This is a genomic window from Patulibacter medicamentivorans (genome assembly GCF_000240225.1).
Classification (GTDB): domain Bacteria; phylum Actinomycetota; class Thermoleophilia; order Solirubrobacterales; family Solirubrobacteraceae; genus Patulibacter; species Patulibacter medicamentivorans.
In genome coordinates this window covers 1-14010 of the sequence record NZ_AGUD01000092.1, presented here as the reverse complement: position 1 = coordinate 14010, position 14010 = coordinate 1, and the positions used below count along the sequence as shown (strand labels likewise).

13 protein-coding genes are annotated in these 14010 nt (G+C 75.1%); 7 read left to right on the top strand and 6 right to left on the bottom strand.

The window, feature by feature from the left end; genetic code table 11:
- The coding region (locus tag PAI11_RS08145; protein ID WP_211656570.1) for a hypothetical protein at window positions 1-419 on the top strand (419 nt) is incomplete at its 5' end.
- 162 nt (window positions 420-581) lie between these two features.
- Window positions 582-887: a hypothetical protein gene (locus PAI11_RS08140; protein ID WP_007572899.1), complete on the top strand. Its 306-nt coding sequence runs from the start codon at window positions 582-584 to the stop codon at window positions 885-887.
- A 114-nt stretch (window positions 888-1001) separates the two neighbouring features.
- On the opposite strand, the gene PAI11_RS08135 is transcribed toward PAI11_RS08140, so the two are convergent.
- From PAI11_RS08135 to PAI11_RS08115, 5 genes are all read right to left on the bottom strand, one after another.
- The gene (locus PAI11_RS08135) at window positions 1002-1781 is read right to left on the bottom strand and encodes an HAD-IIA family hydrolase (protein WP_007572897.1); all 780 of its coding nucleotides are present in this window, start codon (window positions 1779-1781) and stop codon (window positions 1002-1004) included.
- Window positions 1782-1805: 24 nt separating this feature from the next.
- The gene (locus PAI11_RS08130) at window positions 1806-2498 is read right to left on the bottom strand and encodes a response regulator (RefSeq protein ID WP_007572895.1); all 693 of its coding nucleotides are present in this window, start codon (window positions 2496-2498) and stop codon (window positions 1806-1808) included.
- Window positions 2495-3925, bottom strand: a complete 1431-nt coding sequence (locus tag PAI11_RS08125; protein WP_007572892.1) for a sensor histidine kinase — start codon at window positions 3923-3925, stop codon at window positions 2495-2497. Before PAI11_RS08125 ends, PAI11_RS08130 begins: the two co-directional genes overlap by 4 nt.
- 16 nt (window positions 3926-3941) lie before the next feature.
- Window positions 3942-4634 carry a TetR/AcrR family transcriptional regulator gene (locus PAI11_RS08120; RefSeq protein WP_007572890.1) on the bottom strand — a complete coding sequence of 231 codons (693 nt, stop codon included), beginning with the start codon at window positions 4632-4634 and terminating at the stop codon, window positions 3942-3944.
- Window positions 4635-4723: 89 nt separating this feature from the next.
- Window positions 4724-6220 (bottom strand): MFS transporter, encoded by a 1497-nt coding sequence (locus tag PAI11_RS08115; protein ID WP_007572888.1) that lies wholly within the window; start codon window positions 6218-6220, stop codon window positions 4724-4726.
- Between the two features lie 290 nt (window positions 6221-6510).
- On the opposite strand from PAI11_RS08115, the gene PAI11_RS08110 reads away from it, so the two are divergent.
- The 4 genes from PAI11_RS08110 to PAI11_RS26945 all read left to right on the top strand — a co-directional run bounded on the left by PAI11_RS08110 (window position 6511) and on the right by PAI11_RS26945 (window position 9784).
- Window positions 6511-7275: a metallophosphoesterase family protein gene (locus PAI11_RS08110; protein ID WP_007572886.1), complete on the top strand. Its 765-nt coding sequence runs from the start codon at window positions 6511-6513 to the stop codon at window positions 7273-7275.
- Window positions 7272-7859, top strand: coding sequence for a hypothetical protein (locus PAI11_RS08105; protein WP_007572884.1), 588 nt, complete (start codon window positions 7272-7274; stop codon window positions 7857-7859). The genes PAI11_RS08110 and PAI11_RS08105 overlap by 4 nt, the downstream gene beginning before the upstream one ends.
- A gap of 104 nt (window positions 7860-7963) precedes the next feature.
- On the top strand, window positions 7964-8320 hold the full coding sequence (gene rpsR, locus PAI11_RS08100; RefSeq protein ID WP_081488321.1) for a 30S ribosomal protein S18: 357 nt from the start codon (window positions 7964-7966) through the stop codon (window positions 8318-8320).
- Between the two features lie 156 nt (window positions 8321-8476).
- The gene (locus tag PAI11_RS26945) at window positions 8477-9784 is read left to right on the top strand and encodes a TIM44-like domain-containing protein (RefSeq protein ID WP_007572879.1); all 1308 of its coding nucleotides are present in this window, start codon (window positions 8477-8479) and stop codon (window positions 9782-9784) included.
- 94 nt (window positions 9785-9878) lie between these two features.
- On the opposite strand, the gene PAI11_RS08090 is transcribed toward PAI11_RS26945, so the two are convergent.
- On the bottom strand, window positions 9879-11012 hold the full coding sequence (locus PAI11_RS08090) for an aldo/keto reductase (protein WP_007572877.1): 1134 nt from the start codon (window positions 11010-11012) through the stop codon (window positions 9879-9881).
- A 217-nt stretch (window positions 11013-11229) separates the two neighbouring features.
- On the opposite strand from PAI11_RS08090, the gene PAI11_RS08085 reads away from it, so the two are divergent.
- Entirely contained in the window at window positions 11230-13965 is a 2736-nt protein-coding gene (locus tag PAI11_RS08085; RefSeq protein ID WP_007572875.1) for an acyltransferase family protein, read from the top strand.
- The last annotated feature ends 45 nt before the right edge of the window (window positions 13966-14010 follow it).

Here is a 14010-nt window from a genome sequence, read left to right as displayed (position 1 = left end):
CGACCGCGCGCACGGTGGTCGCCGCCCCCGCGCCGCCGCGACCGCGGAGCGGGAGCTGGGCGATCAGCGGCGACGCCGTGCGGAGCGGGTCGCTGACGTTCGCCGCCGATCGCCGCCGGATCGTGACGCTGCGGGCGACGCCCCGGGCCGACGTCGTCGCACGCTGCGGCCGCTCCGCCCTCGCCCTCCGCCGCGGGGTCGTCGTCGCGGTCCGCAGCGTGGCCGGCCGGCCGCTGCGGCTGCTCGGCCGTGCCGACCGCCGCAGCAGCGACGGGATCTCCCCCGTCGCGGTGACGCTGACGCGCGACGGCCGCCCGGTCCCCGGACGGTTGGCGCTGGTGGTCGACGGCCCCAGCGAGGCGCACGGCCGGCTCGTCGTCGGCGGCTGCGAGCTGCCGTTCCGGGCCCGCCGGCGCTGAGCGGCAACGCATCCGGGGGGACACGGCGCACTCGCGGAGGAGCGGCCGGGATAGGGATCCCTCCCGATGCGCCGGGCCCGGCTCGGACCCACCGTCCGCTCGATGCCGCGCCGGTTCCGTCCTGTCCGCCCGCCGTCATACGGCCGCCGATCGTGGTCGCTGGTGCCGCTCGCGCTCGCGACCGCGCTGCTGGCCGGGTCCGCCTCGGCGTCGGCCGCGACCACCGCAATCGACTTCGAGGACCCGCCGGCCGGCTTCGGCGGCTGCGAACCCAACTGCGAGCGGTGGACCCTGACCGCGGCCGGCGACCTGACGACGACCGCCAGCCAGGTCTCCGTCACGGTCGGGTTCCTCGGCACGGGCCGCGAGACCAGCCACATGCGGCTGATGCCCGCCACCCGGCCGGCGCGGAGGTCGTCCTCGACCAGGCCGACGTCGCCCAGGGCGCGCCGTTCACCCGCCGCCTGACCGCCACGGCCGCGGACGGGCGGCGCGGATCAGCGCGCTCGCGGCGGGCTGCGTGTCGGCGCCTGCCGGATCGCGTTCCACGCGCAACGCGGGTGACCCCCGCGTCGGCGCGCCTCAGCCGAGGCCGTCGACCAGGTCGGCGACCGAGTCGACGATCCGGGTCGGCCGGAACGGGAACCGCTCGGCGGCCTCGCGCGTGGCGACGCCGGACAGGACGAGGATCGTCTCCAACCCGGCCTCGAGGCCCGAGACGACGTCGGTGTCCATCCGGTCGCCGATCATCGCCGTCGTCTCGGAGTGGGCGTCGATCGCATTCAGCGCCGAGCGCATCATCAGCGGGTTCGGCTTGCCGACGTAGTACGGCTCGACGCCGGTCGCCTTGCTGATCAGCGCGGCGACCGAGCCGGTGGCCGGCAGCGGCCCCTCCAGCGACGGGCCGGTGGCGTCCGGGTTGGTGGCGATGAACCGCGCGCCGCGCTCGATCAGGCGGATCGCGCGGGTGATCCGCTCGAAGCTGTAGGTGCGGGTCTCCCCCAGCACCACGTAGTCGGGGTCGCGGTCGGTCTGGGTGTAGCCGGCCTCGTGCAGCGCCGTGGTCAGGCCGGCCTCGCCGATCACGAACGCCGAGCCGTCCGGCCGCTGGTCGGCGAGGAACCCCGCGGTCGCCAGCGCCGAGGTCCAGATCGAGGACTCGGGGACCTCGAGCCCGCTGGCCCGCAGCCGGGCCGCCAGGTCGCGGCGGGTGTAGATCGAGTTGTTGGTCAGGACCAGGAACGGCAGGCCGAGCTCGGCCAGTCGGGCCAGGAACCGCTCCGCCCCGGGGATCGCCTGCTCCTCGTGGACGAGCACGCCGTCCATGTCCATCAACCAGGAGCGGATCTCGCGGCGGCCCATCGCGCCAGCGTAGCCCGGGGCCACTCAGGCCACCAGCCGGTAGCCGACGCCGGTCTCGGTCCTGATCAGGCGCGGGGCGCCGGACCCGTCCGGCGGCTCGATCTTGCGCCGCAGGTTGGCGATGTGGGTCCGCAGCGTCGCGGTGTCCTCGGCGTAGGCGGCGCCCCAGACCTCGAGCAGCAGCGCCTGGTGCGTCAGCAGCTTGCCGCGGTGGCGGACGAGCGTGCGCAGCAGGCCGAACTCGATCTTCGTCAGGTGGATCTCCTCGCCGTCGCGGCTGACGCGATGACCGGCGACGTCGACGTCCAGGTCCCCGACCCGGATCACCGGCTCCTCGCCCGCCGGCGCGGCACGGCGGAGCAGCGCCTGCAGCCGCGCCAGCAGCTCGCGGGGGCCGAACGGCTTGGTGACGTAGTCGTCGGCGCCGGCCTGCAGGGCCTCGACCTTCTGGTCCTCCTCGTCGACCGCCGACAGCACCAGGATCGGCAGCGACGACCACTCGCGGAGGCCGCGGCAGACGTCGACGCCGGTGCCGTCGGGCAGCATCAGGTCGACGATCGCCGCGTCGGGGCCGTGGAGGGCCGCCAGGTCCAGCGCCTCCTCGACGCCGCCGGCCGCGACGGTCTCGAAGCCGGCGTCGCGCAGCAGCACCCGCAGCGCCCGCACGATCTGGCGCTCGTCGTCGACGACCAGGACCGTGTTGCCCTCGGCGCTCACGTCTCGTCCTCGTCGGCCACCGGGACATCCTGGCGCGTCGCCGCCGGCTCCGCCTCCGGGGGCAGCTCGAGCACGAACGCCGCGCCCTGCCCGGGGTAGCTCTCGGCCCGGACGGTGCCGCCGTTGGCCTCGGCGAACCCGCGGGCGATCGCGAGCCCCAGGCCGGAGCCCGCGCCGCCCGCGCTCAGCCCCCGCTGGAACGGCCGGAAGATCGACTCCAGCTCGCCCTTCTCGATCCCCGGTCCGCGGTCGACGACCCGCACGACCGCTCGTCCGCGGCGGGTCGCGACCCGCACCAGGACCCGCTCGTCGTCGCCGGCTGCCCCGCCGCGGCCGTGCAGGAGGGCGTTCTCGAGCAGGTTGGCGACCGCGCGGACGATCTGGACGGGATCGGCCCGCACGCTCGGCGGCGGGCTCTCGACCTCGAGCGTCACCCGCGCCGCCCGCGGGCCGACCGCCTCGAGCGCGTCGCGCACCAGGTCGTCGAGCGGGACGACCTCGGCGTGCGGCTCGGCCGCGCCCGCCTCCAGCCGCGACAGGTCGAGCAGCTTGTCGATCATCGCCGCCAGCCGGACGGTGCCCTCCTCGATCCCGGTCGCCAGCTCGGCCCGCTCCTCGTCCTCCAGCGACGGCGAGCGGAGCGCCGCGGCCGCCGTCCCGATCTGGGTCAGCGGGGTCCGCAGGTCGTGGCTGACGGTCCGCAGCAGCGTCGTCTTGACCTCGTCGCTGCGCCGCAGGGTCTCCGCCTCGACCGCGTCGTCGGCCAGCCGCTGGCGCTCGATCCCGGCGGCCAGCAGGGCGCCGAGGGCCGGCACGATCCGCTCGCGCAGCGCCACGCCGTCGTCGCGCTCCAGCGGCGACGCCAGCAGCAGCCAGCCGACCGTTCCCTGCGGGCCGTCGAGCGGCACCGCCAGCGGTCCTCCCGCCCCCGGCGGCAGCGGTCCGCCGACGGCGATCCGCACGCCGACGCCGAGGTGGCCGCGCAGGCGATCGGCCGCGACCGGCAGCGAGGCGGCGACCTGGTCGGCACCGAGCACCGCCCGCGCGAGGTCGGCGATCAGGTCGGCCTCGCGCCGGGCCTGCTCGGCCCGTCGCGCCTGCCGGCGCCCGGCCTCGGCGATCCGCGCCGCCACCACGGCGACCACGAGCAGCACCGCGACGGAGGCCCAGTGGCGGCTGTCGGCGAGCGTGAAGCGGTGGACCGGCGGCAGGTGGAACCAGTTGTAGGCCAGCATCGACGCCACCGCGGTGGCGATGCCCAGCCGGACCCCGGACCGCACGGCCACCAGCAGCACCGGCAGCACGTAGAGGACGCCGAGCGAGACGACCGGCGCGGCGCCCTTCAGCAGCTCGATCGCCAGCGTCGCCGCGGCGATCCCGGCGACGGCGGTGAGCGTCCCCTCCCACCACGGCCGGTGGTCGGTCACGGTCGCGGCCGGTGCCTCAGGCCTCGTCGGCGAGCTGGACCGCGGCGCACTTCGCCGTCAGCTGCTCGAACGTCGGGGCCGCCACCGGCAGCGGCGTCGCCGCCACCGGGCGCAGCCCGTCGAGCACGATCCCGAGATAGCGGCGCCACAGCTCGGGCGAGATCTCGCCGCCGCTGGTGCACTGGCCGGTCGCGCCGCCGACCGCGCTCAGCAGGAACGGGACGTCCTCGGCGCGGAGGTCGTCCCGCAGCAGGCCCGCCGCCTGGGCGCGGGCGACCAGCTGGCGGATGTGCTCCATCCGCTCTTGGTTGCGCCGCTGGAGGCTCGGCTCGCGGAACAGCTCGGGGCCGACCGAGTCGAGGAAGCTGCGGTCGCGGGCCTGGATCTCGGCGCAGACCGTCAGCACGTGGACCAGGCCCTCCCAGGCGTCGTCCATCGCCTCGGCCCGCTCCATCGCGGCCTGGATGTCGTCGAAGCCCTGCTCGAGCGTCGCCAGCAGCAGGTCGTGCTTGGTCGGGAAGTGGCGGAACAGGGTTCCGGCTCCGACGCCGGCCCGGCGAGCGATCTCGGCGACGCTGGCGTCCGCGCCCTCCTCGGCGAAGACGGCCGTGGCCGCGACGAGCACGCGCTCGCGGTTGCGCCGGGCGTCGGCACGCAGCGGCCGGGCCGCCTCGGCGTCGACGACGCTCTCCGCCGTGATCGTGCTCATGGGCAGATGCTAGTCCACTGGTCGCGCGGGCCGGGGCCGAGAGCGGACCGGTGCGCGGCGGGCGCCGCGCACCGGTCCTCCATCGACGCTCAGGCCGCCTCGGAGTAGGCCGGGGCGGGGGCGCCGGCGTGCTCGCCCTCTCCCGCGTGCGCCGCTACGCCCTCGCCGGCTGCCGCCGGCTGCTCCTGGAGGACGAAGAAGGCGGCCGCGATCGCGGCGACGACGATCCCCGCGGCGATCAGGTAGGCCACGTGGAAGCCCGAGTTGAGGGCCTCCAGCCGGCTTGCGCCGTCCGCGATCTGGCTCGTGGTGCGCTCGGCGGCGAAGGTCGCCAGCACCGACAGGGCGATCGCCCCGCCGACCTGCATCGACGTGTTCACCAGGCCGGACGCGATCCCCGAGTCCGCCGGGGTGGCGCCGGACATCGCCAGCGACATGATCGACGGGAAGCTGAGGCCGGCGCCGAAGCCGAGCAGCACCATCGACGGCAGGATGTCGCCGACGTAGCTGCCGTCGACCGACGAGCGCAGGAACAGCAGGACGCCGGCCGTGATCAGCGACAGGCCGCCGATCAGGGTCATCCGCGCGCCGAACCGCTCCGACACCGGCTGCGCGACTCGCGTCGACACGCCGCCGATCAGGACCGTCAGCGGCAGGAAGGCCAGGCCGATCTCGATCGGGCTGTAGCCGAGCACCTCGCCGGCGTAGCGGGCGCCGAAGAAGAAGACGCTGAACATGCCGGCCAGGACGCCGAGCAGCACCAGGTTGGCGCCCGTCACGTTGCGCGAGCGGAAGATCCGCAGCGGCAGCAGCGGGTGCGCGATCCGGGCCTGCCGGAGCACGAAGCCCGCCAGCAGCACCAGCGCGACCGCGAACAGGATCAGCGTCTGGGCCGAGCCCCAGCCCTCGCGCTCGACGCCGACGATCGCGTAGACGCCGACCATCAGGCCGCCGGTCAGCATCAGCGCGCCGGGCACGTCGACCTTGTTCTCCTTCAGCCCCAGGCCGGGACGGTCCGGGACCAGGCGCAGCGCCAGCAGCACGGTCGCCACGCCGATCGGCAGGTTGACCATGAAGATCCAGTGCCAGCTGAGGATGTCGGTCAGCACGCCGCCCAGCAGCAGGCCGATCGAGCCGCCGGCCGACGCGACGAACGAGTAGACGCCGATCGCCTCGCCCTGGATCTTGGGCTCCCGGAACATCGTGATGATCATCCCCAGGATCACGGAGGATCCGAGGGCGCCGCCGACGCCCTGCAGGAAGCGCGCGCCGATCAGCATCTCCTGACTCTCGGCCAGGCCGCAGAGGAGCGACGCGAGGGTGAACAAGCTCATCCCCCAGAGGAACATCCTCCGCTGGCCGATCAGGTCGCCGATCCGGCCCGACAGCATCAGCAGGCCGCCGAACGGGATCAGGTAGGCGTTGAGGACCCAGGTCAGGTTGCTGTCGGAGAAGTCCAGGCTGTCCTTCAGCACTGGCAGCGCCGTGTTCACGATCGTGCCGTCGAGGACGATCATCAGCATGCCCAGGCAGAGCACGTAGAGCGCGATCCAGTCGCGCCTGTGGTTGGTGGTTCCGGGACTCATCGGGCGGTTCTCCTGCAGGGGTGTCGGGACGGTGCGCGGGACGTGCGGCGGACGGGACGACGCGGCCGCCGTGAAGCGGAGCGAGCGATCCGTTTCAAGGACGGTAGCACAAGCGGAGCGCTTGATCCGTTTCCAGTCCGTGAAGCGGAGCAGATGATCCGTTTCAACGGTAGCGCTGGTCGGGCGGCCGCCCTGCGCCCTCCGGGCCGACCTCGCGCGGTTCGAATCCTCCGGCGGGCCAAAGCGGCTCTGCGGGCGCCCCGGCGCGAGCGCGCGCTACCGTGGCGGGCGTGCTGGCGCTGCTCTACGACGTGCACGGCAACCTGGCCGCGCTCGACGCCGTGCTCGCCGACGCACGCCGGCAGGGGGCCGACGACTGGCTCGTCGGCGGCGACATGACCGCCTTCGGCGGCTGGCCGGAGGAAACCCTCCAGCGCCTGCGCGAGCTGCGGCCGGCCCGCTGGCTGCGCGGCAACCACGAGCGCTGGGCGATCGAGGCCGACGCGGTCCCCGAGGCACCGCTCGCGCGCGCCGGCGAGGCCGCCACCCACCTGGCGCTCGACGAGGCGACGATCGCCGACCTCTACGCGCTGCCGCTGTTCCAGCCGCTGCCCGGCGGCGGCGAGGCCTGGCACGCGTCGCCCCGCTCCGACGTCGACGGCTTCCTGCCCGTCCCCGGGCCCGACGAGGGCGCGCTGCTGGCCGGCCGCACGCCGCCGCTGCTGGTCGTCGGCCACACCCACCTGCCGATCCGCCGCGAGGTCGCGCGCCCCGACGGCGGCACCACGCTCGTCGTCAACCCCGGCAGCGTCGGGATGCCGTTCGACGGCGACCCGCGAGCCGCCTACGCGCTGCTCCACGACGACGGCCGCGTCGAGCACCGCCGGGTCGCCTACGACAGCGACCGGGCCGCCGACCGCCAGGCCGAGCGCTGGGGCGACGCCAAGTGGGCGGCGGTCGTCGCCGACACCCTCCGCAGCGGCCGCCCGGCGCCGTGGCCCGACACCGAGACCATCCCCGTCGTGCCGCCGGCCGACAGCCAGGAGCCCGCGTGACCGAGACCGACCCCGAGCAGCCCGTCGAGCTCGTCGCCACCGTCGGACCGCTCGACGACGTGATCGTCCTGCTGCGCGAGCTGCTGCACGCCTCGCGCGCGAACCAGGCGATCGCCGTCGTCGAGGGCGGCGTCGGCCGCCACGACCTGATCGAGCCGGCGATCGTCGACGTCGAGCGGCTGAACCCGATCGAGGTCACGATCGGCGAGCGGGTCGTGCACCTGCCGCACGCGATCGAGCTCGACGCGGCGCCGCCGCCGGGGCTGGCCGGGATCGACTTCAAGCAGCTGCCGCCGTTCGACGCCGACCCCGAGACCGGCGACGTCGCGGCGCCGCTCGGCGGCGTCGAGCACTACGCCCGCGGGACGCGCGAGGCCGCGTCGCTGCTCGGCTCCGGCGGCGACGTGCTGCAGCTGCGCTGGGACACCACCCGCCCCCAGGTCGACTTCTCGATCACCGTCCGCGCCGACGGCAGCGAGCCGTTCGTGCTCGGCGTCGGCGACGAGACCTTCCCGATGCCGCCCGGCTGGCCCGAGGTCGTGACGACCAACCTGACCGACGCCGCCGGCGACGCCGGCGACTGATCGGGGATCGCGCCGCCGCGGTCGGCCGGCGGCCCGCCGGCGGACGGCTGCCGCCCCCGGGCGGACGACGCCGGACGGGGCGGTTGTGCCACCATGACCCGTCTATGGCCCGACCCTCTCGATCTCCTCGCGGCCGCCGGTCGCCGAAGGGCGGCACTCGGCGTGCCCCCAAGCTCACCAAGGAGCAGATCGCACAGATCGACCACCTGCACGTGGACGCGCTGCGCGCTCTGGTGACCGAGAAGGGCAAGATCCGCTCGCGTCGCGCGACCGGCCTGAACGCTCGCGACCAGGCTCACGCCGCTCGCGCCGTCAAGCAGGCGCGCGAGCTGGCGCTGCTCCCCTACCCGCACCCGCGCATGATCGCCATGCCGGGCCGCGAGGATCGGGGCGAGGAGCGTCCCGAGCGCGGTGGCCGCGGTGGGTACCGCGGCGGCCGCGATCGCGACGACCGCGAGTAGACGCCCTTCCCAGGACCCGGCCGCCCCTGGGCGGCCGCTCCGCAGGACCGACGAGCCCGGCATTGCCGGGCTCTTTCGCGTCCCGGGGCGGGACGCACCACCGGGAACGCGCCGGGATCCCGACGCGACCGCGCTGGAAGCGATGGAATGGTGCCCGTGACCTTCTCCGCGCCCGCCCTCGCCTCGTGGCTGCTCGCCCAGGCCGGCTCCGGATCGTCCGGGTTCTCCGGCGGCGGCGGTGGTGGCGGTGGCGGTGGTGGCTTCTCCGGCGGCGGGTCGTACTCCGGCGGAGGCAGCAGCGGCGGTGGCGGCCTGTTCCTCGTGCTGATCGTCGCGGTGCTGATCTTCGTCGCGATCTCCGCGCTCGCCCGGCGGGCCGCGATCCGGCGCCGGGAGGCCGCCCGCGCCGCTCGCGACAGCGAGGTCCGCTCGGCCGCGGCGGTCGCGGCCGCCGACGACGGAGCGTTCGACGCCGACGCGATCCGCGAGCAGGCCGCCGCCCTCGTCCTCGCCGCCCAGGCCGCCTGGGACGCCCGCGACCGCGACCGGATCCGCCAGCTGATCGGCGGCGACCTGCTGGCCGAGTGGCTGCGGCGCCTGGACGACTTCGACGCCAAGCGCTGGCACAACCGGGTCGTGGTCACCGGCCGTCCCGAGATCCAGCTGATCTCGATCGCCAACCGCGCCGAGGACGCCGCCGACCGCGTCGTCGTGCACGTGAGGCTGGCGATCGAGAGCTGGGTCGACACGCCCGCCGGCAAGCAGTTCCCGACCGGCCAGACCACCCCGGCGATGACGCTCTCGGAGTACTGGACCCTGGCCAAGCGCGACGGCGGCTGGATCCTGGTGTCGATCGAGCAGGAGGACGAGGGCGAGCACAACCTGCGATCGACGCTGGTGCTGACCCCCGACCAGGATCCCGAGCTGGCCGCCGCCGCCCGCACCGAGCTGGCCGTCGGCGACGCGGCGGCCCCGGCGGCCGAGGTCGCCAGCCTGGTCTCGACCGGCCTCAGCGACGACGCCCGCGGCGCGGCGCTCGACCTGTCGCTGGTCGACGACCGCTTCAGCCCCGACGTCCTGACGATCGCCGTCGACCGGGCCGTGGCGGCCTGGGCCGACGCGATCGACGGCGCCGACGACGACCTCCGCCGGCTCGCGACCGCCGACGCGGCCCGGACCCTGCTCTACGGCGACGACGCCAGCGAGGCGACGCGCACGGTCGTGCGCGGCCCGCGGGTCGCGTCGGTCACGATCGAGCGCGTCAGCGGCGCGGCGTCCGACGGCGGAGCGCCGACGATGGAGGTCGCGCTCGACTACCGGGCCCGCTGGTACCGCGAGGACCGGGCGACCGCCGCCGTCCTCGCCGGGTCGAAGGACCGCGAGACGGAGCGCCGCGCGCGCTGGACCTTCGCGCTCGGCGACGACCCCCGCGATCCCTGGCAGCTGATCGCCGCCCGCGACTGATGCCGGCGCGCGGCCGCCGACCGCGCGCGCCCGAGGGTCCTTGATCGCCCCCGCCATCCGGGGACGATCGCGGACCCTCGCGGCACGGGACCGCTCAGTGGATCTTGACCAGCTGGCGGTCGGGGTCGATCCCCCACCGCCGGGCGGCCTGCAGCTGGAGGTCGCCGATCGCCCACTGGTCGGGCCGCTCGTCGCCCTCGAAGGCCGGCGTCGCACCCTTCAGCGCCATGCAGCCGCTGTTGTCGCCGAGGACGGTGATCCGGTCCAGCTCGGCCTGGGTCAGCCGCGGCTCGGCGGTCAGCGCCTCCAGCTCCTCGCGCTTGTCCGCGATCGGCCGGGCGCCGTCGCCCAGCTCCTGGATCAGGGTCGGCGCGACGCAGTGGACGGCCGGCTGCGCCAGCGTCCACTGGGCCGCGACCTGGAGCGGCGTCATCCGGTGGTTGCGACCGATCTCGGCCAGCTTCTCCAGCACCGGGATCCCGCGCTCGATCCAGCCCTCGGGCCGGTAGCGGCGGTGGTCGTAGTCGACCAGCGGCGTGTCGGGCCGCAGATCGCCCCAGAAGATCCCGCCGTAGTCCGTCACGCGCGTCAGCACCCGCACGTCGTGCTGCTCGCACGCGGGGAGCACGAGCCCTGCCGGCCACGGCTCCAGCGGACCGAGGATCAGCATCGCCCAGTCGATCTCGTCGCCGAACCGGTCGAGGCAGGTGAGCAGGTCGAGGGTGAAGCCGTTGGCCGGCCCCGGAGCGACGCCGATCGCGTCGGTGAGGCCCTGGTCGCGGAGGTCGACGAGGGCGTCCCAGACCACCTCGGACGTGTAGCCGATCCGATCGGGGTTGTGCAGCAGCAGCAGGTCGAAGCGGTCGCTGCCGCAGCGCTCCAGGCTCCGCTCGGCCGCCGATCGGAGGTAGTCCGCGTAGCCCTCGGGGCCGCGCAGCGCCGGGTCGGTGAAGCGCGGGAAGCCCTTCGCCCCCTGGCGCTCGCCGTCGTAGAAGTCGTGGCCGATCGCGCCGACCAGCCGCACGTCGCGGCGCGGCACGCCGGCGATCGCCCGTCCGACGACGGCGTCCGCCTGGCCCGTGCCGTAGACGTCGGCGGTGATGACGGTCCGCAGGCGACCGCTCGGCCTCAGCAACTCGACCAGCGCCTCGTCGTCGAGCGGCTGACCGAAGTGCATGAACCGTCCGCCGCTCCAGGCGCCGAGCGCCGCGTATCCCAGATCGACCATCCAGAGAGCGTACGCGGCAGGGCCGGCCGGCGGCCTCCGGGCGAACCCCCGACGGCGGTCGGGGCGAACCACGGACGGCCGCTCGAGGACCGACGACCGCCAGGCGTCCGCCATGCCCGTCCTCGCCCCTCGCGCGTGCGGGCCGGGCGCGCCGACCGATCGGTATCGTCGCCCGTCGTGCAGCGGTCCTGGTCCTCCCGACACGCCCGACGGGCCCGTGGCCACGACGGCTGAGCAGCTGCCCGCCTGGCGGCGGCCATGGATCGGCGGCGACGGCGCCCGCGGCATCGGCGCGCTGATGGTCTTCATGGCGCACATCGCGTTCGCCGAGGGGACCTACGCGGGTCTGCAGTGGACCGGCCTGCCGGGCCGCGACGCGGTGTCGATCTTCGGCGGCGAGGTCGGGCTGCACGCCGCGTTCTCGCCGGCACGGCTGGTGAACCTGTTCTTCGCCTTCTCGGCCTACCTGCTGGCGCGGCCGTTCATCGCCTGGGCGCTGGACCGCAACCGCCAGCCGGGGACCAGGAACTTCTACATCCGCCGGGTCCTGCGGATCGTCCCCGGCTACTGGGCGCTGTGCGTGCTCGTCGTCCTCTGGCTGGTGGTCCTGAAGGGCGGCTCGTTCGACCTCGGCCACTCGCTCAAGACGCTGCTGCTGGTCGACGGCGGCTGGAACAAGTCGGCGTCGGGGAGCTTCAGCTGGATGGCGCCGCTGGCCGTCACCTGGACGGTGCGGGTCGAGGCGCTCGGGTACCTGGTGCTGCCGCTGCTCGGCTGGCTGTGGTTCCTGATCGGCCGGCGCTGGGGGATGCGCGGGCTGGCGGTCAGCCTGGCCGGGCTGGCGGTCCTGACCTTCTTCCTGCGCTTCCACTTCCTCGCCAGCTTTCCGCTGCCGCTGCTCGACGGGCCGGCGGTGATGCAGTGGCTGTTCCTGCCGGGGCTGGCGGTCGCCCTGATCGAGGCCCACGACCCGCTCCAGCGGCGGATCGCCGGCTGGCGCCGTGGACCGACGCTGCTGATGGCGCTGATCGGGTTCCTGCTGCTGATCGGCTCCGAGCCGGCCAGCCAGGCGGTCATCCAGCACCACGTCAGCGCCAACGGCCCGCTGCCGACGGACGACATCCCGCGGGCGTTCGGGATCCTGGTCGACGCCACCCGCGCCGGCACCTGGCTGGCGCTGCCGATGCAGGTCGCGGGCGCGGCGCTGCTGCTGCTCGGCCTGCTCGGCGTCGAGTGGCAGGGCGGGCGCCCGCCGCTGCGGCTGGACGGCAAGGTCGCGCGCTGGGTCGGCCTGCGCTCCTACAGCTTCTATCTGGTCCACTTCCCGGTCCTCGGGCTGCTGCTGCCGCACGTCGCCCCCGACGAGAAGGGCTGGCTCGGCTACGTCGCGCTCGGCGCGGTCGCCCTGCCCGTCTCGCTGCTCGCGGCCGCGCTGATGTACCGCTTCGTCGAGGTCCCGGGGATGGAGCTGGCCAAGCGCCTGACCGCCCGCCGACCGGGGCCGCTGGGAGCGGACCCGGCCGCGGCGGCGGCGCTCGACGCGCATCGCCCGCCCCCGCCCCCCGACGCCGGCGAGGACGACCGGGCGGCCGCGGCCGCGGCCGCCACCCCCGCCCCGGTCGCGCCCGAGGGGTCGGTCACGCACACCAGCGTCGCCCCCGGCGTCGCACCGCCGCTGGTGCCGGTCGCCGCCGACGCCCCGGACGAGGTCCGCAGCCTGCGCCAGCGGATGCGCTTCTTCGAGGGCGGCGACCCGCTGCGCGGCTGGATGCTGCTGGCGGTGATCGTCTGGCACACCGCCGGCTGGGCGGTGAGCGTCCGCCATCCCGCGCCCGAGCCGGACTTCGGCCAGTACGGCACCACGATCGGCGCCGCCCTCCAGGCGACCCAGATCTCGGTCTGGGTCTTCTTCGCCCTCTCCGCGTACCTGCTGTCGCGGCCGTTCGTCGCTGCCGCCTTCGGCCAGGCGCGCGGGTTCCCCGACCCGGGCCGCTACGTCCGCCACCGGATCGGCCGCGTGGTGCCGGCGATGTGGGCGGTGATGGTGATCGCCCTCGTGATGTACGGCACGCTGGGGTCCAGCACCGGCGACATCGTGGCGATGTTCGGCTTCTCCCAGGTCTGGCAGCCCGCGGCCGTCAACGGCGCCGTCGGCCACGCCTGGAGCATGGACGTCGAGGCGGTCTTCTACGTCGCGCTGCCGCTGGTCGGCTGGCTCTGCTGGTCGGCGATGCGCCGCTGGAAGGGCATCGGCGGCTGGCTGGCCGTGGCGCTCCTGCTGGTCGTCGCGGTGGTCGCGACCGTCCTCTGCAGCACCTGGCTGCCGGCCGAGACGCCGCCGATGCACTCGCCGATCGGCGCGCTCGTCGCGTTCCTGCCCGGCGTGGCCTTCGCGGTCCTCGAGATCCGGCTCGGGACCCGGATCGCGCGCTGGCGCCACACGCCGGCGATCGGCGTCGCGACGACCCTGCTCGGCCTGCTCGTGGCCTACAAGCTCAGCTCGTGGACGCGGCTGGGCAGCGCCGAGGCGATCTTCTACAACGCCGCGTCGGCCGGCCTGATCGTCGGCGGCGTGGTGCTCTGGCAGCTCAGCGGCCGGCGGACCTGGGCGATCCTGCGGTGGCGGCCGGTCGTCTGGCTCGGCGAGCGCTCGTACTCGATCTTCATGATCCACGGGATCGCGATCTTCGAGCTGCGCAGCCTCGGCGTCGACGCCTCCTCGCTGTGGGGCCACTTCCTCCTCTACTTCGCCGGCGGCGCCGCCTTCGCGATCGTCCTCGGCGTGATCCTGCACCACCTCGTCGAGCGGCCGCTGACCCGCCTCTCGCGCGGGGAGCGGCCGATCTGGGGCGGCGCGCCGAGCACCGTCCGCTCGCCGTTCGGCGACCCGTCGCCGACCCGCGAGGCACCGGTCCCGCCCGCGCGCGAGCGAGCGCTTCCGGCGGACGCCTGAGCGGCAGCGGCCGGCGGTGGCCGGCGGCCGGCGGTGGCCGGCGGT

Coding starts and splice junctions, on each gene's coding strand:
- PAI11_RS08135 (WP_007572897.1), bottom strand. CDS start 1,781: ATGGGCCGCCGCGAGATCCGCTCCTGGTTGATGGACATGGACGGCGTG.
- PAI11_RS08115 (WP_007572888.1), bottom strand. CDS start 6,220: ATGAGTCCCGGAACCACCAACCACAGGCGCGACTGGATCGCGCTCTAC.
- PAI11_RS08090 (WP_007572877.1), bottom strand. CDS start 11,012: ATGGTCGATCTGGGATACGCGGCGCTCGGCGCCTGGAGCGGCGGACGG.
- rpsR (WP_081488321.1), top strand. CDS start 7,964: ATGGCCCGACCCTCTCGATCTCCTCGCGGCCGCCGGTCGCCGAAGGGC.
- PAI11_RS08120 (WP_007572890.1), bottom strand. CDS start 4,634: ATGAGCACGATCACGGCGGAGAGCGTCGTCGACGCCGAGGCGGCCCGG.